The following is a 21098-nucleotide window of genomic DNA, read 5'->3' on the forward strand; positions in this document are numbered from 1 at the left end:
CCCAAAATATCTTCCTAAAAAAGTGACTGACAGAAAAAAAGTCAGTTTGTCTGTCTCATGGGAGAGACTGGCACAAAAATATTCAAAAAGAAAAATGAAAAAAGTATATGAAGTAAAAAGTTTGTCCCTGAGTGACTTAGACAATCAGGAGTTTATCGGCTTGGTAGGTCTGCACCATTCGGATTTACGGATTTTTGCTGGAAAAGAAGCTGTAGAAATCGGCTGGCGTTTGCGAAAAGAGTTTTGGAATCGTGGTTATGAGACGGAGGCTGCCCAAGCCTGTCTAGACTTCGCTTTCCAGCAAGCTGGCTTGTCAGAAGTTTACTCTTTTACATCCTTGCACAATCTCCCTTCGCAAAAAGTCATGCAAAAGCTAGGCATGGAATTTGTCAAAGAATTTGATAATGAAAAAGTTCCAGCAGTCAGTCCTCTTTATAGACATATCCTTTACAGAATCAAGAGTTTTCACTAAAAAGGCAGGTATTCCCATGAGAACTGAAACAGAAATGATGAATCTGATTTTACAAATAGCTGAAAGTTTAAAAGTCGATGCTGTTGCTTTATCGGGTTCTAGAACAAATGATCATGCTCCGAAAGATGAATTTCAAGACTATGATGTTGTTTATCTTGTTGATAATCTTGAAAACCTAATTTCAGACTTGTCTTGGCTGGATCAGTTTGGCAATCGTCTGATTGAGCAGCATAATATCTTAGGAAACCGTCGACTTTATCTGATGCTATTTGAAGATGGCAATAGGATTGATCTAACCCTTTGCCCAAAAGACCACATCCAAGAATGGGTAGATAGCGAAGCTGGTTATACAGTTTTAGTAGACGAGAAGGGCTTGTTTGAGTCCTATACTACAAGTCCAGAGCGTTACTGGACAAGTCCAGCTAGTCAGATAGATTTCGAAAAAGCTTGTAATGAATTTTGGTGGGTGTCAGCCTACGTGGTTAAAGGGATTTGTCGCAAGCAAGCCATCTATGCCACGGATCATCTCTACGGAATTTGTCAACAAGAACTCTTGAAGGTCTTGGCTTGGCGAGTTGCAGCAGATAAGGGGACGATTGATATTGGCAAGAACTATAAATATCTCTTTAACTATTCGTCTGCTGAGAAAGAGAAAGAATTCTCAAATCTGCTTGATTTCTCTAGTAGTGACAAAATCACTCAGTCTTTATTTGCTACGATGCAACTTTTCCACCAAGAAGCTCAATTCCTTGCCCAAAAGATGGGATTTGACTACGATAAAGAAGTAGCTGAGAAGATGATTAAGTATGCTGAGGAGAGGTTGAACTAGTATGTTAGATTATGTATTTGCTACATTTTTTATGGGATTCCCAGGAGTACAAATTTTAGTATTGGTGTCCTCTATATTTCTAGCTATCAAAAGAAATAAGTTACATAAAAGGGTGTATGGATTATTTTTCCCGATTATTATAACGATGTGTAATATTTGGCTTATTTCAATAGATCGCACAGAGCTTTTTGATGATGCTTTAAGATTTTCTTTCTTTCTAATTTCTTTTTGTTTACCTATGCTTATTTCTTCCACGCTCTATCACTCAATACGCTTATATTATTTATACAAATCAATCAAGTGGAGAGTCTTCCCTGTAAGTTTCTGTTATTTATTCGGTTTAATTTTTCATTATCTTAATACAATGCATTGGGAGGAGCTATTTCGAGGGCAAAAGTTTGTATTTGATATCTTGCTGATATTAACTGCTATAATTTCTTATTTACCTTGTCTATATTTGTACACACTTCAAAGAAGAAAGAACAATCCATAGGGAATAGATGCTTTTGCTTAATCTAAATAAGTGTTTGTGAATGACTTAAATAGTATCTAAAAATATTTTTCTTAATACCAATTTTAATGTAAAAACCACTCTACATTCTTTGAAAGGAGTTGAACACGTCCTAAATGCTGTGTGAAAAAGATAAATTCTCTTGAGAGCGTCGCTCGCTTTAAGAATTTCCTATTTTCACTTTGCATTTTACGGGCTTTGTATCCTATATGAGTAACATTCAAAACATGTCCTTGGAGGACATCATGGGAGAGCGCTTTGGTCGCTACTCCAAGTACATCATTCAAGATCGGGCTTTGCCAGACATTCGTGATGGATTGAAGCCGGTTCAGCGTCGTATTCTTTATTCGATGAATAAGGATGGCAATACTTTTGAAAAGAGCTACCGTAAGTCAGCTAAGTCTGTCGGGAATATCATGGGGAATTTCCACCCACACGGGGATTCTTCTATCTATGATGCCATGGTTCGTATGTCACAGGACTGGAAAAATCGTGAGATTCTAGTTGAAATGCACGGTAATAACGGTTCTATGGACGGAGATCCGCCTGCAGCTATGCGTTATACTGAGGCGCGCTTGTCTGAGATTGCTGGTTATCTTCTTCAAGATATAGAGAAAAAGACAGTTCCCTTTGCTTGGAACTTTGACGATACCGAGAAAGAACCGACGGTTTTGCCAGCAGCATTTCCAAACCTCTTGGTCAATGGATCTACTGGGATTTCGGCTGGTTATGCCACAGATATTCCACCGCATAATTTGGCTGAGGTCATTGATGCGACGGTTTACATGATTGATCACCCAACAGCCAAGGTGGACAAACTCATGGAATTCTTGCCTGGACCAGACTTCCCTACAGGAGCTATCATCCAAGGGCGTGACGAAATCAAGAAGGCCTATGAAACTGGGAAAGGGCGCGTGGTTGTTCGATCTAAGACGGAGATTGAAAAGCTAAAAGGTGGTAAGGAACAAATCGTTATTACCGAGATTCCTTATGAAATCAATAAAGCCAATCTGGTCAAGAAAATCGATGATGTTCGTGTCAATAACAAGGTGGCAGGTATTGCTGAGGTTCGTGATGAGTCTGACCGTGACGGTCTTCGTATCGCTATCGAACTCAAGAAAGACGCTAATACCGAGCTCATTCTTAACTATCTCTTCAAATACACCGACTTACAAATCAACTACAACTTTAACATGGTGGCGATTGACAATTTCACACCTCGTCAGGTGGGGATTGTCCCAATCTTGTCTAGCTATATTGCCCACCGTCGTGAAGTGATTTTGGCACGTTCCCGCTTTGACAAGGAAAAGGCTGAGAAACGTCTCCATATCGTCGAAGGTTTGATTCGCGTGATTTCGATTTTGGATGAAGTCATTGCCCTTATCCGTGCTTCTGAGAACAAGGCTGACGCTAAGGAAAATCTTAAGGTTAGCTATGATTTTACAGAAGAGCAGGCTGAAGCCATCGTGACCTTACAACTTTACCGTTTGACCAATACAGACGTCGTTGTCTTGCAGGAAGAAGAAGCAGAATTGCGTGAAAAGATTGCCATGCTGGCGGCTATCATTGGTGATGAACGAACTATGTACAATCTCATGAAGAAAGAACTCCGTGAGGTCAAAAAGAAATTTGCGACACCACGTTTGAGTACTTTGGAAGATACAGCAAAAGTAATCGAGATTGATACAGCTAGTTTGATTGCCGAGGAAGATACCTATGTCAGCGTGACTAAGGCAGGTTATATCAAGCGTACCAGTCCACGTTCCTTTGCAGCATCCACTCTGGAAGAAATTGGCAAACGTGATGATGATCGTTTGATCTTTGTACAAACTGCCAAGACAACCCAGCACCTCTTGATGTTCACAAGTCTTGGAAATGTTATCTATCGTCCAATTCATGAATTGGCAGATATTCGTTGGAAGGATATCGGAGAGCATCTGAGTCAGACCATTACAAACTTTGAAACTAACGAAGAAATTCTCTATGCAGAAGTCGTGGATCAGTTTGATGATGCAACTACCTATTTTGCAGCGACTCGCCTTGGTCAAATCAAGCGTGTAGAACGCAAAGAGTTCTCTCCATGGAGAACTTATAAGTCTAAATCTGTCAAGTACGCTAAACTCAAAGACGAGACAGACCAAATTGTAGCAGTGGCTCCGATTAAACTAGATGATGTACTCTTGATTAGTCAAAACGGTTACGCCCTTCGTTTCAATATCGAAGAGGTTCCGGTTGTCGGAGCCAAGGCTGCAGGTGTCAAGGCTATGAACCTAAAAGCAAATGATGCGCTTCAGGCAGCCTTTATCTGTAACACCTCATCATTCTACCTCCTAACCCAACGCGGAAGCTTGAAACGCGTTTCCATTGAGGAAATTCCAGCGACCAGCCGTGCCAAACGAGGCCTACAAGTTTTGCGTGAGTTGAAAAACAAACCGCACCGTGTCTTCTTGGCTGGAGCAGTTGTAGAGCAAGGCTTCATCGGTGATCTCTTTAGTACAGAAGTGGAAGAAAACGACCAAATTTTGCTTGTCCAATCTAACAAGGGAACAATCTATGAAAGCCGATTGCAAGATTTGAACTTGTCAGAACGTACTAGCAACGGAAGCTTTATCTCAGACACCATTTCAGATGAAGAAGTTTTCGATGCTTACCTCAAAGAAGTCTTTAAAGATGATAAAGCAAATCCTTAAAAAGAATCAGTCCAAGGGGCTGATTTCTTTGTGTTGAAAAAATTTTCAGAAAATTACAAATAATACTTGAAATTTTACTAGAAAAGTGTAGAATAGAACACATAGTTTGAATAGTATAAAGGAGAAACACATGACAGTTGCAATTGATTGGGAAAACCTTGGATTTTCTTATATGAAATTACCTTACCGTTATATCGCTCACTACAAAAATGGTCAATGGGATCAAGGAGAATTGACAGAGGATGCAACCTTGCATATTTCAGAGTCTTCTCCAAGTCTCCATTATGGACAGCAAGCATTTGAGGGATTAAAAGCCTACCGTACTAAAGATGGCAGTATTCAACTGTTCCGTCCTGACGAAAATGCCAAGCGTCTGCAACGTACCTGCGACCGTCTCTTGATGCCACAAGTTCCGATAGAAATGTTTGTAGAAGCTTGTAAAGCAGTTGTGCGTGCAAATGAAGAATACGTCCCACCGTATGGAACAGGTGGCACCCTTTATCTTCGTCCACTTTTGATTGGTGTTGGGGATATTATCGGGGTTAAACCAGCAGAAGAGTATATTTTCACCATTTTTGCTATGCCAGTTGGAAATTACTTTAAGGGTGGATTGGTTCCAACAAATTTCTTGATTCAGGATGAATACGACCGTGCAGCTCCAAATGGTACAGGTGCGGCCAAGGTAGGTGGGAACTATGCTGCTAGTCTCCTTCCAGGTAAAATGGCCAAGTCTCACAACTTTTCTGACGTTATCTACCTAGACCCATCTACACATACAAAGATTGAAGAAGTCGGATCAGCCAACTTCTTTGGAATTACAGCGAACAACGAATTTGTAACGCCATTAAGCCCATCTATCTTACCATCTATTACCAAGTACTCATTGCTGTACTTGGCTGAACACCGCTTGGGCTTGACACCGATCGAAGGTGATGTTCCGATTGATAATTTGGAGCGTTTTGTAGAGGCAGGAGCTTGTGGTACAGCAGCGGTCATTTCTCCAATTGGAGGCATCCAACATGGCGATGATTTCCATGTTTTCTATAGCGAAACAGAAGTAGGTCCTGTGACACGTAAACTTTATGATGAATTGACCGGTATCCAATTTGGTGATGTAGAAGCGCCTGAAGGATGGAGTGTCAAAGTAGACTAAAAGTCATGAAGTAAAGAAGAACTCCGTAGCAGTTGTAATGGCTGAAATGGAGTTTTTTCTTGCTAGTTTGAGCATTTTCTTGTACAATAGAAAAAGTGAAAAGAGGTAGAGTATGAGTAAAAAAGATAAGAAAATTGAAATTCAATTAACGGATGCAAAAGTGACTGTTGGAAAAGACAGCTATGAAGGATACGTTTTGACGATCGGGAAAAAGGTTATTGGGGAAATTGCCGAATTAGATAGCCAATTTGCCATCATAAAGAATGGAAATGTCGATAGTTTTTATAAAAAACTTGAAAAAGCTGTGGAAATTTTGATTGAAAACTATAATTTGACAAAATAATACTTGTTTTATTGAAAATTTCATGATATAATAGTTCTCGTTAAACATTGGAGAGATAGCGAAGAGGCTAAACGCGGCGGACTGTAAATCCGCTCCTTCGGGTTCGGGGGTTCGAATCCCTCTCTCTCCATTCATCAATGGGGTATAGCCAAGCGGTAAGGCAAGGGACTTTGACTCCCTCATGCGTTGGTTCGAATCCAGCTACCCCAGTTCTTAGGTAATAAATTCAAGATAAAAAGAAAAATATCTTAGGGTATTTTATTTTTATAATTGAAAGACGTGAACGATATGAACATGTCTTTGCGGGTGCTTAGGAAAAAATTATAAGTATGTCAAGTTTTTGAAAAAACTTGATTGTTGGAGGATTTTTTAGATGAACGAATTTGAAGATTTGCTAAATAGCGTTAGCCAAGTTGAGCCTGGTGATGTTGTTAGTGCTGAAGTATTGACAGTTGATGCGACTCAAGCTAACGTTGCAATCTCTGGGACTGGTGTTGAAGGTGTCTTGACTCTCCGCGAATTGACAAACGATCGCGATGCAGATATCAATGACTTTGTGAAAGTAGGAGAAGTATTGGATGTTCTTGTACTTCGTCAAGTAGTTGGTAAAGATACTGATACAGTTACATACCTTGTATCTAAAAAACGCCTTGAAGCTCGCAAAGCATGGGACAAACTTGTAGGACGCGAAGAAGAAGTTGTTACTGTTAAAGGAACTCGTGCCGTTAAAGGTGGACTTTCAGTAGAATTTGAAGGTGTTCGTGGATTTATCCCAGCTTCAATGTTGGATACTCGTTTCGTACGTAACACTGAGCGTTTCGTAGGTCAAGAATTTGATGCTAAAATCAAAGAAGTTGATCCTAAAGAAAACCGCTTCATCCTTTCACGTCGTGAAGTTGTTGAAGCAGCTACTGCAGCGGCTCGTGCTGAAGTATTCGGTAAATTGGCTGTTGGTGATGTCGTAACTGGTAAAGTTGCTCGTATCACTAGCTTTGGTGCTTTCATCGACCTTGGTGGTGTTGATGGATTGGTTCACTTGACTGAATTGTCACACGAACGTAACGTATCACCTAAATCAGTTGTAACTGTTGGTGAAGAAATTGAAGTGAAGATCCTTGATCTTAACGAAGAAGAAGGACGCGTATCACTTTCACTTAAAGCAACAACACCTGGACCATGGGATGGCGTTGAGCAAAAATTGGCTAAAGGTGATGTAGTAGAAGGAACAGTTAAACGTTTGACTGACTTCGGTGCATTTGTTGAAGTATTGCCAGGTATCGATGGACTTGTTCACGTATCACAAATTTCACACAAACGTATCGAAAATCCAAAAGAAGCTCTTACTGTTGGTCAAGAAGTTACTGTTAAAGTCCTTGATGTTAACGCTGACGCAGAACGTGTATCACTTTCTATCAAAGCTCTTGAAGAGCGTCCAGCTCAAGAAGAAGGACAAAAAGAAGAAAAACGTGCTGCTCGTCCACGTCGTCCAAAACGTCAAGAAAAACGTGATTTCGAACTTCCAGAAACACAAACAGGATTCTCAATGGCTGACTTGTTCGGTGATATCGAACTTTAATCAATTGATAATCACAAAATCCTTTGTTTAAAACAAGGGATTTTTCTTTTGTCTCTTTCCCATTTTTGATATAATAGTTCTATGTTAGATTCAGAAAAACAATCACAATATCAATTGTTAAACGAGGAACTCTCTTCTTTACTTGAAGGTGAGAGCAACGTTCTTGCCAATCTTTCTAATGTTAGTGCCCTCCTAAAATCTCGCTTTCCGAATACTGTATTTGCAGGATTTTATCTGTTTGATGGAAGCGAGTTGGTTTTAGGGCCTTTTCAGGGTGGTGTTTCTTGCATTCGCATTCCGCTTGGAAAAGGCGTGTGTGGAGAAGCTGCTGAGTTTCAAGAGACTGTTTTAGTAGGGGACGTGAGCACCTATCCAAACTACATTTCTTGTGATAGTATGGCCAAGAGTGAAATCGTGGTTCCCATGCTCAAGAATGGTCAATTGCTGGGTGTCTTAGACCTGGATTCTTCACTTATTGATGATTACAATGCCGTTGACCGCGATTACTTGGAACAATTTGTCGCTATTTTGCTTGAGAAGACAGAATGGGACTTTACGATGTTTGAGGAGAAAGCCTAATGTATCAAGCACTTTATCGAAAATATAGAAGCCAGACTTTTTCACAACTGGTAGGTCAAGAGGTTGTGGCTAAAACCCTAAAACAAGCGGTTGAGCAGGAAAAGATTAGTCACGCTTATCTTTTTTCAGGCCCTCGTGGGACTGGGAAAACCAGCGTAGCCAAGATTTTTGCCAAGGCCATGAACTGTCCAAACCAAGTGGATGGAGAACCATGTAATCACTGCTATATCTGTCAGGCAGTGACAGAAGGTAGCCTAGAAGATGTTATTGAAATGGATGCGGCTTCAAATAATGGAGTTGATGAAATCCGTGAAATTCGTGATAAATCCACCTATGCACCTAGTTTGGCACGTTATAAGGTCTACATTATCGACGAGGTTCATATGCTGTCTACAGGAGCCTTTAATGCGCTTTTGAAGACTTTGGAAGAACCAACTCAGAATGTTGTCTTTATCTTGGCGACCACCGAATTGCACAAGATTCCAGCAACCATTTTATCGCGTGTCCAACGTTTTGAGTTTAAATCGATTAGAACGCAAGATATCAAGGAACATATTCATCATATTTTAGAAAAAGAAAATATCAGTTCTGAACCAGAGGCTGTGGAAATTATCGCTAGACGGGCTGAAGGTGGGATGAGGGATGCCTTGTCTATTTTGGATCAAGCCTTGAGTTTGACGCAAGGGAATGAGCTCACGACTGCCATCTCTGAGGAGATTACAGGTACTATTAGTTTATCAGCACTTGATGATTATGTAGCTGCCTTGTCCCAGCAGGATGTTCCAAAAGCGCTTGATTCTTTGAATCTTTTGTTTGAAAATGGCAAGAGCATGACTCGTTTTGTGACGGATCTCTTGCAGTATTTGCGTGATCTACTGGTTGTTCAGACAGGTGGCGAAAATACTCATCATAGTTCAGTTTTTATGGACAATCTAGCTCTTTCCCAGGAAAGTCTCTTTGAAATGATTCATCTAGCGACAGTGAGTTTAGCAGATATGAAGGCTAGCTTGCAACCCAAGATTTATGCTGAGATGATGACCATTCGTTTAGCTGAGATTAAGCCTGAGCCAGCGCTTTCAGGAGCTGTTGAAAGTGAAATTTCTGCACTGAGACAGGAAGTCGCCCGTCTCAAACAAGAACTTGCCAATGTGGGCACAGCTCCTAAACAAGTTGCGCCAGTTCCTAGTCGTCCAGCCACTTCTAAGACTGTCTATCGAGTAGATCGTAATAAAGTTCAGTCTATCCTGCAAGAAGCTGTCGAAAATCCTGATTTAGCGCGACAAAACTTGATTCGCCTCCAGAATGCATGGGGAGAAGTGATCGAAAGCTTAGCTGGACCTGATAAAGCTCTTCTCGTAGGTTCTCAACCAGTTGCGGCCAATGAACACCATGCTATTTTAGCCTTTGAGTCTAATTTCAATGCTGGGCAAACCATGAAAAGGGACAATCTCAATACCATGTTTGGCAATATTCTTAGCCAAGCTGCTGGATTTTCACCTGAAATTCTGGCTATTTCCCTAGAGGAATGGAAAGGGGTTCGAGCAGCATTTTCAGCTAAAAACAAGTCTTCTCAAGTCGAGCAAGAGGTTGAAGAAGAGAGCCTGATTCCAGAAGGATTCGAATTTCTGGCTGATAAAGTCATGGTCGAAGAAGACTAAAAGTGGATTTCATGGTACAATAATCCTATGAATAGACAACAATTTATCATAATAGCATTATTCACGGCTGCTGAGACTTATTTTTTCAATGAATCTTTGATGACTGGTCGCTACGTTATGGCAGCCTTTTGGGCCATTCTACTCTTTCGAAATTTTAGATTAAGTTACGTGATGGGAAAAATCGTAGATGCTATTGATCAACACTTAAACCGCAAGGATTAGCCCCCCAGCTTCTAGACAAAATCAAAGCCTTTTAGGCTTTTTTTTGTTATACTAGTAGAGTATATTTATTGACCTTTTGTCCTATTTTTTAGGGATTGTAAGCAATTTCCTAAAGTATTGAGCAAAATGTTTGAAAAAGAAAGGAATTATCATGTCAGTATTAGAGATCAAAGATCTTCACGTTGAGATTGAAGGAAAAGAAATTTTGAAAGGAGTCAATCTGACTCTGAAAACAGGAGAAATCGCAGCTATCATGGGACCAAATGGTACTGGTAAATCAACTCTTTCTGCCGCTATCATGGGGAATCCTAACTACGAAGTTACCAAAGGTGAAGTCTTGTTTGATGGCGTAAACATCCTTGAATTGGAAGTGGACGAACGCGCGCGTATGGGACTTTTCCTTGCCATGCAGTACCCATCAGAAATTCCAGGAATTACCAATGCTGAGTTTCTTCGTGCAGCTATGAATGCTGGTAAAGAAGATGACGAGAAGATTTCAGTTCGTGAGTTTATCACTAAACTAGACGAGAAAATGGAATTGCTCAACATGAAAGAAGAAATGGCTGAGCGCTACCTCAACGAAGGTTTCTCTGGTGGTGAGAAAAAACGTAATGAAATTCTTCAACTCTTGATGTTGGAACCAACATTTGCCCTTTTGGATGAGATTGACTCAGGTCTTGATATTGACGCCCTTAAAGTTGTATCGAAAGGTGTCAATGCTATGCGTGGTGAAGGCTTTGGTGCTATGATCATCACTCACTACCAACGTCTTTTGAACTACATCACACCAGACGTGGTACACGTGATGATGGAAGGTCGTGTTGTCCTTTCTGGAGGTCCAGAATTGGCAGCCCGTTTGGAACGTGAAGGATACGCAAAACTAGCTGAAGAACTTGGCTACGACTACAAGGAAGAATTGTAATTTCCTCGTATCTTTTAGGAGAAGTAAATGACTAAAGAAACTATTAAACTTTTTTCAGAAATGCACGCTGAACCAAGCTGGTTGTCAGACCTCCGTCAAAAGGCTTTTGATAAGATTGAGAGTTTGGAATTACCAGTTATTGAGCGTGTCAAATTCCACCGTTGGAATCTGGGAGATGGTACGATTACAGAAAGCGAACCATCAGCAAATGTTCCAGATTTTACAGCTCTAGACAATCACTTGAAATTGGTGCAAGTAGGAACCCAAACTGTTTTTGAGCAAACTCCAGTTGAGTTAGCTGAACAAGGAGTAGTCTTTACAGACTTTCACTCAGCTTTAGAAGAAATTCCAGAGCTTATCGAGGAATTCTTCATGTCATCAGTTAAGTATGATGACGACAAGTTGGCAGCCTACCATACAGCTTACTTTAACAGTGGTGCTGTTCTCTATATTCCAGATAACGTAGAAATCACAGAGCCTATCGAAGGAATTTTCTACCAAGATAGCGATAGCGATGTGCCATTTAACAAGCATATCCTCATCATCGCTGGTAAAAACAGCAAGATTAGTTATCTTGAACGTTTAGAGTCACGAGGTGAAGGTAGTGCTAAGGCAACTGCTAATATTACTGTAGAAGTGATTGCTCGTTCTGGTGCGCAAGTGAAATTTGCTGCTATTGACCGTTTAGGTGAAAATGTCACTGCCTACATTAGCCGTCGTGGTAAACTTGGCAACGATGCAAGCATTGACTGGGCAATCGGTGTCATGAACGAAGGAAATGTCGTTGCGGACTTTGATAGTGACTTGATTGGAAATGGTAGCCATGCTGATCTTAAGGTTGTCGCCTTATCAAGTGGCCGTCAGATTCAAGGGATTGATACTCGAGTGACTAACTACGGATGTAACTCAATCGGAAATATCCTCCAACATGGGGTTATTCTTGAAAAAGCAACTTTGACTTTCAACGGTATTGGCCACATTATCAAGGGTGCTAAGGGAGCAGATGCGCAACAAGAGAGCCGTGTTCTCATGCTTTCAGACCAAGCACGTTCAGATGCCAACCCAATTCTTTTGATTGATGAAAATGACGTAACTGCAGGTCACGCGGCTTCTATCGGGCAGGTGGATCCAGAAGATATGTACTACCTCATGAGCCGTGGTTTGGATAAGGCGACAGCTGAGCGTTTGGTTGTTCGTGGTTTCCTTGGTTCCGTTATTGTTGAGATTCCAGTCAAAGAAGTTCGTGACGAAATGATTGCAACTATAGAAGAAAAATTGTCAAAACGCTAAGGGGAAGCCTATGTTAGATGTAGAAGCGATTCGTAAGGATTTTCCAATTTTAGACCAGATTGTCAACGATGAACCTCTGGTCTATCTGGACAATGCTGCGACGACACAAAAACCACTAGCAGTTCTGGAAACAATCAACCGCTACTATGAGCAGGACAATGCCAATGTTCACCGTGGTGTTCATACCTTGGCAGAGCGTGCGACAGCTTCTTATGAAGCTGCTCGTGAAACCATTCGTAAGTTTATCAATGCAGGCTCTACAAAGGAAGTTCTCTTTACCAGAGGAACGACAACCAGCCTTAACTGGGTGGCACGCTTTGCTGAGGAAATTCTGACTGAGGGAGACCAAGTCTTGATTTCAGTAATGGAACACCATTCCAATATCATTCCTTGGCAGGAGGCCTGTCGCAAGGCTGGAGCAGAACTTGTCTATGTCTATCTCAAGGACGGAGCTCTGGATATGGATGACTTGCGAGCTAAATTGACTGATAAAGTTAAGTTTGTCTCCCTAGCTCATGCTTCAAATGTTCTTGGTGTGGTCAATCCGATCAAAGAAATCACCCAATTAGCCCACCAAGTTGGAGCTATCATGGTGGTGGATGGTGCTCAATCTACACCACATATGAAGATTGATGTCCAGGATTTGGATGTGGACTTCTTTGCCTTTTCAGGTCACAAGATGACTGGTCCGACTGGTATCGGTGTTCTTTATGGTAAAGAAAAGTATCTGGAACAAATGTCACCCGTAGAATTTGGCGGCGAGATGATTGATTTCGTCTATGAGCAATCTGCTAGTTGGAAGGAATTGCCTTGGAAATTTGAGGCTGGAACGCCAAATATGGCAGGTGCTATCGGACTTGCTGCAGCAGTGGATTATCTTGAAAATCTTGGTATGGATGCGATTGAAGCCCATGAACAGGAATTAATCTCATACGTATTTCCAAAACTGCAGGCCATTGAAGGATTGACTATTTATGGTTCTCAGGACTTGGCTCAACGTTCAGGTGTTATTGCCTTTAACTTAGGAGATCTTCATCCTCACGATCTTGCGACGGCTCTGGATTATGAAGGAGTAGCAGTTCGTGCAGGTCACCACTGTGCGCAACCCTTGCTTCAGTATTTGGAAGTCCCTGCAACAGCTCGTGCAAGTTTTTATATCTACAATACCAAGGCAGATTGCGACAAGTTGATCGATGCCCTACAAAAGACAAAGGAGTTTTTCAATGGCACTTTCTAAACTAGATAGCCTTTATATGGCAGTGGTAACGGACCATTCGAAAAATCCACATCACCAAGGGAAGCTGGAAGATGCTGAGCAGATTAGTCTCAATAATCCAACCTGTGGGGATGTCATCAACCTATCTGTCAAGTTTGATGCAGAAAATCGTTTGGAAGATATTGCTTTTCTAAATTCAGGATGCACGATTTCAACTGCCTCTGCTAGTATGATGACAGATGCCGTTTTAGGGAAGACCAAGCAAGAAATTTTAGAACTTGCGACCATTTTTTCTGAAATGGTTCAAGGACAAAAAGATGACCGCCAAGATCAACTAGGCGATGCAGCCTTCTTGTCAGGTGTTGCCAAATTCCCTCAACGAATCAAGTGTGTAACCCTAGCTTGGAACGCTCTTAAGAAGACAATTGAAAATCAAGAAGATAAATAAGAAACATAGAAATATATAATGAAAGAAAGGATATTATGGCTGAAGAAAGAGTAGAACCAAAACCAATTGATCTTGGTGAATATAAATTTGGTTTCCATGATGATGTAGAGCCTGTCCTATCGACAGGAAAAGGACTCAACGAAGGTGTTATTCGTGAACTATCAGCTGCCAAGGGTGAACCTGAGTGGATGCTAGAATTCCGTTTGAAATCTTATGAAACCTTCAAGAAAATGCCTATGCAAACATGGGGAGCAGACTTGTCAGAGATTGACTTTGATGATTTGATCTACTACCAAAAACCATCTGACAAACCAGCCCGTTCTTGGGATGATGTACCTGAAAAGATTAAAGAAACCTTTGAACGTATCGGGATTCCAGAAGCTGAACGTGCTTATCTAGCAGGAGCCTCTGCCCAGTACGAGTCGGAAGTGGTTTATCATAACATGAAAGAAGAATTTGAGAAGTTAGGTATTATCTTTACAGATACGGATTCTGCCCTCAAGGAATACCCAGACTTGTTTAAACAATACTTTGCTAAGTTGGTACCGCCGACTGATAACAAGTTGGCAGCCCTTAACTCAGCAGTATGGTCTGGTGGAACCTTTATCTATGTACCAAAAGGAGTCAAGGTAGACATTCCGCTTCAAACTTATTTCCGTATCAACAACGAAAATACAGGTCAGTTCGAACGTACCTTGATTATCGTTGACGAGGGAGCAAGTGTCCACTACGTAGAAGGATGTACAGCGCCAACTTATTCAAGCAATAGCTTACATGCGGCCATTGTAGAAATCTTTGCCTTGGACGGAGCTTATATGCGTTATACAACCATCCAAAACTGGTCTGATAATGTCTATAACTTGGTAACAAAACGTGCTAAAGCTTTGAAAGATGCGACTGTTGAGTGGATTGATGGTAACTTGGGTGCCAAAACAACCATGAAATACCCATCTGTTTACCTAGATGGAGAAGGGGCGCGTGGTACCATGCTTTCGATTGCTTTTGCCAATGTTGGTCAACACCAGGATACTGGTGCTAAGATGATCCACAACGCTCCACATACAAGCTCGTCTATCGTTTCTAAATCCATCGCTAAAGGTGGAGGAAAGGTTGACTACCGTGGACAAGTGACCTTTAACAAGAACTCTAAGAAATCTGTTTCTCACATCGAGTGTGATACGATTATCATGGATGACTTATCAGCGTCAGATACTATTCCATTTAATGAAATTCACAACTCGCAAGTTGCTTTGGAACACGAAGCCAAGGTATCTAAGATTTCAGAGGAACAACTCTACTACCTCATGAGTCGTGGTTTGTCAGAATCTGAGGCTACTGAGATGATCGTTATGGGATTTGTAGAGCCCTTCACCAAAGAACTACCAATGGAATACGCAGTTGAGCTGAACCGCTTGATTAGCTATGAAATGGAAGGGTCTGTTGGGTAAGAATATGCAAAATCTGAACAGGAAGTCTTCCTGTTCAGAATTTTTTTCAAAAAAGAACCTAATAAATATTCACAAAAATGCTTTTATATGGTAAAATAAAACAACTATATTTAGTGGAGATGAAGTATGAATATTTTTAGAACCAAGGATGTTAGTCTGGGACGAACGGAAATGCATCGCCATTTGAAATTATGGGATTTGATTCTATTAGGGATCGGTGCCATGGTAGGGACGGGGATTTTCACCATTACAGGAACAGCGGCAGCTACACTAGCTGGTCCATCACTAGTGGTTTCCATCGTGATTTCTGCCCTGTGTGTTTCTCTATCAGCTCTCTTTTTTGCAGAATTTGCCTCGCGTGTGCCTGCAACTGGTGGCGCTTATAGTTATCTCTATGCGATTTTAGGAGAATTACCAGCATGGATTGCTGGTTGGTTGACCATCATGGAATTTATGACAGCTGTTTCAGGTGTGGCGTCTGGTTGGGCAGCTTACTTTAAGGGCTTACTCAGTAATTATGGTATTTCCATGCCCCAAGCCTTGAATGGCACCTTTAACCCTGAACAAGGTACCTATATCGACCTTTTACCTATTTTGGTGCTTGCTTTGGTAACAGGATTGGTTTTATTAAATTCCAAGGCAGCCTTACGCTTTAATTCGCTTTTAGTAGTTTTGAAATTCTCTGCTCTTGCCTTATTTATCCTAGTTGGTATTTGGTACATCAAGCCAGAAAATTGGTCGAATCTTGCTCCTTTTGGTTTTGGTCAGCTTTATGGAGGAAGTACCGGGGTTATGGCAGGAGCCTCTTTGATGTTCTTCGGTTTTCTCGGTTTTGAGTCGATTTCCATGGCAGTTGATGAAATTCAAAGTCCGCAAAAAAATATTCCTCGCGGAATTGTGCTTTCTCTGACAATTGTCACCATTCTCTATGCCTTGGTAACAATAGTATTGACTGGGATTGTTCACTATAGCCAACTCAATGTGGACGATGCAGTGGCCTTTTCATTGCGTAGTATCGGAATTGGCTGGGCAGCCAACTACGTTTCATTGGTGGCCATTCTAACCCTGATAACCGTATGTATTTCCATGACCTACGCTCTGTCTCGGATGATTTATAGCTTAGCACGTGATGGACTTTTACCTCAAAGCTTCAAACAATTAAGCAAGACCAGTCGCGTTCCTAAAAATGCGACCATCTTAACAGGAGTTGCTTCAGCCATTGCAGCAGGAGTCTTTCCGCTAGCCAGTATCGCTGCCTTTTTAAATATCTGTACGCTAGCTTATCTCATTTTGCTAGCCTACGGTATTATCAAGCTCAGAAAGGATAAGGGCATGCCAAAAGAAGGAGAATTCAAAACTCCTTTAGTGCCGCTTTTGCCAATCCTTTCCATTCTTATCTGTCTTTCCTTTATGCTTCAGTATACCAAGGAAACATGGATTGCCTTTGGACTTGCTTTGTTGGTTGGACTAGTGATTTACTTTACTTATGGCTATCGTCACTCTACACTTTCTGAAGAAGAATAAAAGCTGGGAATTCCCAGCTTTTTTAATCTTTTACATAAGTAAATCCTTCCCCCAGAATTTCATGAGCCTCTGTGATGGTGATAAAGGCTTGAGGATCGACTTGGTGAATCACATCCTTCATTTTAACGATTTCATTTCGACCGACGATACAGTAGATAATTTTTAAATCCTTTTTGCTGTAGTAACCTTGACCAGATATAAAGGTTACGCCGCGTCCGAGTTCATCGTTAATTTTTTCGGCTAACCGATCTGGAAATTGAGTTATAATCATAAATCCTTTACCAGCATAACCTCCTTCACCGATCAGGTCGATAACACGAGCGATGATAAAGTCAAATAAGAGGGTATAGGTAACCAGACGAAGGTCCTGGAAGATGATCAAAATTAACATCAGGATAAAAAAGTCAATCCCAAAAAGCAATTTTCCAATTGAAATATTGGTGTATTTGTTGAGGATGCGAGCAACAATATCTGATCCACCTGTTGTACCACCAGCATTAAAGATAATTCCTAAACCAACTCCCAGTAAAACACCAGAAACTAAAGAGACAATAATGAGATCACCTTGCAAGTCAAATTGTAAAGGAATTCGTTCAAAGACAGCAAGCCAGATCGAGAGGGAAATGGTTCCCAAAAGGCTGGAGTAGAGAGTTTTCGGACCAAATATCTTCCAAGCGAGGATAAAGAGAGGGATGTTAATCAAGAGATTCATCACTGAGACAGGAATTTTAAAGAGATAGAAGGTAATCAATGTGATACCAGTTGCTCCGCCTTCAAACAAATGATGAGGAACTACAAAGTAGGTAAGACCAAAGGCATAAATAGCTGCCCCAAGTATGATAGTGATAATAGGCTGGACTTTTCGGATCATGACTCTTCCTCGCTTTTCTATAGATAGATTATACCAAAATTCCAAGCTTTTTCATTGGATTCATCATGATTTTTTAACAATTTTTTGATATAATAAAAGTGATAAATCCCTATCTTATTGAGAAGAATAGAAAGATTGAAGATATGACACAAGTAAAAATTGTAACGGATTCCTCTGTTACTATTGAACCAGAAGTGGTTAAAGAATTAAATATCACCGTTGTTCCTTTATCTGTGATGATTGATGGTATCCTTTATTCTGATGCAGATTTGAAAGAAGGGGAATTCCTTCATCTTATGCAGCAAAGTAAAAACCTGCCCAAAACCAGTCAGCCTCCAGTGGGAGTATTTGCTGAAGTTTTTGAAGAACTAGGTAAAGACGGCAGTCAGATACTCGCTATTCACATGTCCCATGCCTTGTCTGGAACTGTTGAAGCTGCTCGCCAAGGAGCAAGTCTCTCAACTGCTGATGTGACCGTTATTGATAGTTCTTTTACTGACCAAGCTATGAAGTTTCAAGTTGTTGAAGCTGCTAAACTTGCCCAAGAAGGCAAAGATTTAGAAACTATCTTGGCACGTGTGGAAGATGTGAAAAATCATACCGAACTTTATATCGGTGTTTCGACATTAGAAAACCTAGTTAAGGGTGGACGTATCGGACGTGTGACAGGTTTGCTAAGCTCTCTTTTGAATATCCGAGTTGTTATGCAGATGAAGGATCATGAACTGCAACCTATTGTAAAGGGGCGCGGTGCTAAGACATTTAAAAAATGGCTTGACGAGTTGGCCGAGACCCTTTCTCATAAATCCGTTGCGGAAATTGGAATTTCCTACGCTGGTACCAATGAATGGGCCAATGAGATGAAGAATGTTTTACAAACTTATGTTGAAAAACCAATCTCAGTACTGGAAACAGGCTCCATCATTCAAACCCATACAGGTGAAAATGCGTGGGCTGTCTTGGTTCGATATCATTCCTAAAAAAATAGAGAAAAATCGTTAGAAATAGCGTTTTTGACTTGACCTGTGGGCAATTTTAGGATATGATTATATTTGTTAATTAGAAATTATTTGGAGGAATTATTAACATGGCAAACAAACAAGATTTGATCGCTAAAGTAGCGGAAGCTACAGAATTGACTAAGAAAGATTCAGCAGCAGCAGTTGACGCTGTATTTGCAGCAGTAACTGAATACCTTGCAGCTGGTGAAAAAGTTCAATTGATTGGTTTCGGTAACTTTGAAGTTCGTGAGCGTGCAGCACGTAAAGGTCGCAACCCACAAACTGGTAAAGAAATCAAAATCGCAGCTTCTAAAGTTCCAGCATTCAAAGCTGGTAAAGCTCTTAAAGACGCTGTTAAATAATGAATTTTCAAAAAGCCTATTGTATCAAGCTTTCTAGCTTGTGCGACAGGCTTTTTTTGTTGCTTTGGGGTATTTTTGGGGCAAAAAGAAAAAGGTTCCCATGAAATGAGAACCTTATTTTAATTGTTATGTGACTATTAGTCCGTCTCGCACCGCAAGGTGCGAGACAAATAAACCACCCGCTATGCGGGTGCGCGTCGAAGTTTATACCCAAAAAAACTCCAAACGCGATACAATAAAGGTGTTCAAGCCAATTGTAAAGCGAAAGGAGAAAAATATGGCACAAAAGGCACATAGTTTATCACACACAAAGTGGATGTGTAAATATCACATTGTGTTCACCCCTAAGTATAGACGAAAAGTAATTTATAATCAATATCGAAGCAGTTTGGGAGAAATATTCCATCGATTATGTAGTTATAAAGGTGTTGAGATTATCGAAGGTCACTTAATGCCAGACCATGTACATATGTTAGTCAGTATTCCACCGAGGATAAGTGTTTCAAGTTTCATGGGGTATTTAAAAGGTAAAAGTGCACTCATGATGTTTGACAAACACGCCAACCTCAAGTACAAGTTTGGGAATCGGCATTTCTGGGCAGAAGGTTATTATGTAAGTACAGTAGGGCTTAATGAAGCCACAATTAAGAAATATATTCAAGAACAGGAAAAGCATGATATAGCACTAGATAAATTAAGTGTAAAAGAATATGAGGATCTCTTTAGGGATAGTGGTAAGTAATACTAAAGCCTCTTTAAGAGGTAAGTGACGAGTCAAGAGCAATGAGGCTTGAACAACGTGAAAGCCAGCGCCTTTAGACGCTGGCTGGTAATTTGGGCTTATAGCCCTGGTGCAAACCACCCGTTAGACGGGTGGTTATGATTAGTTTTTAGAAGCTGCTTGGAACTCAGGATTTTTCCATGCTTCATCAATGATTGCTTGCAATTCTTTAGCAGATGCTTGCATTTTTTGAGTTTCCGCATCGTTCAATGGGATGTTTACTGGACGAACGATACCGTGTGCACCAACGACAGCTGGTTGACCGATAAAGACGTTTTCAACTCCGTATTGACCTTCTTGGAATACAGAAAGTGGAAGTACTGCATTTTCGTCATCAAGGATTGCTTTTGTGATACGAGCAAGCGCTACGGCGATACCATAGTATGTAGCTCCTTTTTTGTTGATGATTGTGTAGGCAGCATCACGAACACCTTCGAACAATTCAATCAATTCAGCTTCTTGAACGTTTTGAGTGTCTTTAAGGAATTCTTCAAGGTTTACACCAGCGATGTTGGCGTGTGACCAAACGGCAAATTCAGAATCTCCGTGTTCACCCATGATGTAGGCGTGAACTGAACGAGCATCAACATCCAATTTTTCAGCAAGTGCTTGACGGAAACGTGCTGAGTCAAGTGAAGTACCTGAACCGATAACGCGTTCTTTAGGAAATCCAGAGAATTTCCAAGTTGAGTAAGTCAAAACGTCAACTGGGTTAGCCGCAACAAGGAAGATACCATCAAAACCTGATTCAACAACTTGTGTTACGATTGATTTGTTGATAGCCAAGTTTTTACCTACAAGGTCAAGGCGAGTTTCACCTGGTTTTTGAGGAGCACCTGCAGTGATAACAACAAGGTCAGCGTCTGCACAGTCAGAGTATTGAGCAGCGTAGATTTTTTTAGGTGAAGTGAAGGCAAGGGCGTGGCTAAGGTCAAGCGCATCACCAACAGCTTTTTCGTGTAATTGTGGAATTTCGATAATTCCAAGCTCTTGTGCAATTCCTTGGTTAACAAGTGCGAAAGCGTAAGATGAACCCACGGCACCGTCACCAACAAGGATCACTTTTTTGTGTTGTTTAGTTGAAGTCATTATCTAAACATCTCCTTCATTTTTTTTAGGGGAATCCCCAGACACTTTCATTCTATCACTTTTAAAAAGCTTTGTCACGAATATTCTATTCGGTTATCGATGTAAACGTTTTA

General features: G+C 40.9%; 20 protein-coding genes and 2 tRNA genes. 20 read left to right on the plus strand and 2 right to left on the minus strand.

Features of this window, described 5'->3' with window-relative positions:
* Positions 1-22 precede the first annotated feature (22 nt).
* The 17 genes from HMPREF0850_RS07985 to HMPREF0850_RS08065 all read left to right on the plus strand — a co-directional run bounded on the left by HMPREF0850_RS07985 (position 23) and on the right by HMPREF0850_RS08065 (position 16881).
* Entirely contained in the window at positions 23-472 is a 450-nt protein-coding gene (locus HMPREF0850_RS07985) for a GNAT family N-acetyltransferase (RefSeq protein ID WP_311164874.1), read from the plus strand.
* Between the two features lie 16 nt (positions 473-488).
* Positions 489-1301, plus strand: a complete 813-nt coding sequence (locus HMPREF0850_RS07990; protein WP_001258608.1) for an aminoglycoside 6-adenylyltransferase — start codon at positions 489-491, stop codon at positions 1299-1301.
* 720 nt (positions 1302-2021) lie between these two features.
* A complete protein-coding gene (gene parC / locus HMPREF0850_RS07995) occupies positions 2022-4502 on the plus strand; it encodes a DNA topoisomerase IV subunit A (RefSeq protein ID WP_009013958.1) in 2481 nt (826 codons plus the stop codon).
* 115 nt (positions 4503-4617) lie between these two features.
* Positions 4618-5655: a branched-chain amino acid aminotransferase gene (locus tag HMPREF0850_RS08000; protein WP_332248999.1), complete on the plus strand. Its 1038-nt coding sequence runs from the start codon at positions 4618-4620 to the stop codon at positions 5653-5655.
* A gap of 112 nt (positions 5656-5767) precedes the next feature.
* Entirely contained in the window at positions 5768-5998 is a 231-nt protein-coding gene (locus HMPREF0850_RS08005; RefSeq protein ID WP_000037107.1) for a DUF2969 domain-containing protein, read from the plus strand.
* Positions 5999-6047: 49 nt separating this feature from the next.
* Positions 6048-6128 (plus strand) — tRNA-Tyr (locus HMPREF0850_RS08010).
* 8 nt (positions 6129-6136) lie between these two features.
* Positions 6137-6208, plus strand: a tRNA-Gln gene (locus tag HMPREF0850_RS08015).
* Positions 6209-6371: 163 nt separating this feature from the next.
* Entirely contained in the window at positions 6372-7574 is a 1203-nt protein-coding gene (gene rpsA, locus HMPREF0850_RS08020) for a 30S ribosomal protein S1 (RefSeq protein WP_001001617.1), read from the plus strand.
* 81 nt (positions 7575-7655) lie between these two features.
* Positions 7656-8153, plus strand: coding sequence for a GAF domain-containing protein (locus HMPREF0850_RS08025; RefSeq protein WP_000887132.1), 498 nt, complete (start codon positions 7656-7658; stop codon positions 8151-8153).
* Positions 8153-9811 (plus strand): DNA polymerase III subunit gamma/tau, encoded by a 1659-nt coding sequence (gene dnaX / locus HMPREF0850_RS08030; protein WP_000283837.1) that lies wholly within the window; start codon positions 8153-8155, stop codon positions 9809-9811. Before HMPREF0850_RS08025 ends, dnaX begins: the two co-directional genes overlap by 1 nt.
* Positions 9812-9838: 27 nt before the next feature.
* Complete coding sequence (locus HMPREF0850_RS08035) at positions 9839-10033, plus strand: DUF3272 family protein (RefSeq protein WP_001081605.1); 195 nt, start codon at positions 9839-9841, stop codon at positions 10031-10033.
* Positions 10034-10184: 151 nt separating this feature from the next.
* Positions 10185-10955, plus strand: coding sequence for a Fe-S cluster assembly ATPase SufC (gene sufC, locus HMPREF0850_RS08040; RefSeq protein WP_000114489.1), 771 nt, complete (start codon positions 10185-10187; stop codon positions 10953-10955).
* Positions 10956-10982: 27 nt separating this feature from the next.
* The gene (gene sufD, locus HMPREF0850_RS08045) at positions 10983-12245 is read left to right on the plus strand and encodes a Fe-S cluster assembly protein SufD (RefSeq protein ID WP_000159852.1); all 1263 of its coding nucleotides are present in this window, start codon (positions 10983-10985) and stop codon (positions 12243-12245) included.
* Between the two features lie 10 nt (positions 12246-12255).
* Positions 12256-13482 (plus strand): cysteine desulfurase, encoded by a 1227-nt coding sequence (locus tag HMPREF0850_RS08050; protein WP_000887699.1) that lies wholly within the window; start codon positions 12256-12258, stop codon positions 13480-13482.
* Complete coding sequence (gene sufU / locus HMPREF0850_RS08055) at positions 13469-13909, plus strand: Fe-S cluster assembly sulfur transfer protein SufU (RefSeq protein WP_001218503.1); 441 nt, start codon at positions 13469-13471, stop codon at positions 13907-13909. Before HMPREF0850_RS08050 ends, sufU begins: the two co-directional genes overlap by 14 nt.
* A 35-nt stretch (positions 13910-13944) precedes the next feature.
* Positions 13945-15357, plus strand: coding sequence for a Fe-S cluster assembly protein SufB (sufB, locus tag HMPREF0850_RS08060; protein WP_000797063.1), 1413 nt, complete (start codon positions 13945-13947; stop codon positions 15355-15357).
* Between the two features lie 126 nt (positions 15358-15483).
* Positions 15484-16881, plus strand: a complete 1398-nt coding sequence (locus HMPREF0850_RS08065; protein ID WP_001020288.1) for an APC family permease — start codon at positions 15484-15486, stop codon at positions 16879-16881.
* 22 nt (positions 16882-16903) lie between these two features.
* Here HMPREF0850_RS08065 and HMPREF0850_RS08070 read toward each other — a convergent pair whose 3' ends face one another.
* Positions 16904-17752 carry a YitT family protein gene (locus HMPREF0850_RS08070; RefSeq protein ID WP_000619966.1) on the minus strand — a complete coding sequence of 283 codons (849 nt, stop codon included), beginning with the start codon at positions 17750-17752 and terminating at the stop codon, positions 16904-16906.
* A 143-nt stretch (positions 17753-17895) separates the two neighbouring features.
* Between HMPREF0850_RS08070 and HMPREF0850_RS08075 the strand changes: the two genes are divergently transcribed.
* The 3 genes from HMPREF0850_RS08075 (at position 17896) to tnpA (ending at position 19857) form a co-directional block, all read left to right on the plus strand.
* The gene (locus HMPREF0850_RS08075) at positions 17896-18732 is read left to right on the plus strand and encodes a DegV family protein (RefSeq protein WP_000195452.1); all 837 of its coding nucleotides are present in this window, start codon (positions 17896-17898) and stop codon (positions 18730-18732) included.
* 107 nt (positions 18733-18839) lie between these two features.
* Positions 18840-19115 carry an HU family DNA-binding protein gene (locus HMPREF0850_RS08080; protein WP_001284636.1) on the plus strand — a complete coding sequence of 92 codons (276 nt, stop codon included), beginning with the start codon at positions 18840-18842 and terminating at the stop codon, positions 19113-19115.
* Between the two features lie 277 nt (positions 19116-19392).
* On the plus strand, positions 19393-19857 hold the full coding sequence (gene tnpA / locus HMPREF0850_RS08085) for an IS200/IS605 family transposase (RefSeq protein ID WP_000057439.1): 465 nt from the start codon (positions 19393-19395) through the stop codon (positions 19855-19857).
* A gap of 141 nt (positions 19858-19998) precedes the next feature.
* Here tnpA and HMPREF0850_RS08090 read toward each other — a convergent pair whose 3' ends face one another.
* Positions 19999-20985 (minus strand): L-lactate dehydrogenase, encoded by a 987-nt coding sequence (locus HMPREF0850_RS08090; RefSeq protein WP_000204720.1) that lies wholly within the window; start codon positions 20983-20985, stop codon positions 19999-20001.
* Between the last annotated feature and the right edge of the window lie 113 nt (positions 20986-21098).

It is taken from the genome of Streptococcus sp. M143, from assembly GCF_000162495.1.
In the GTDB taxonomy this organism is placed as follows: Bacteria; Bacillota; Bacilli; order Lactobacillales; family Streptococcaceae; genus Streptococcus; species Streptococcus dentisani.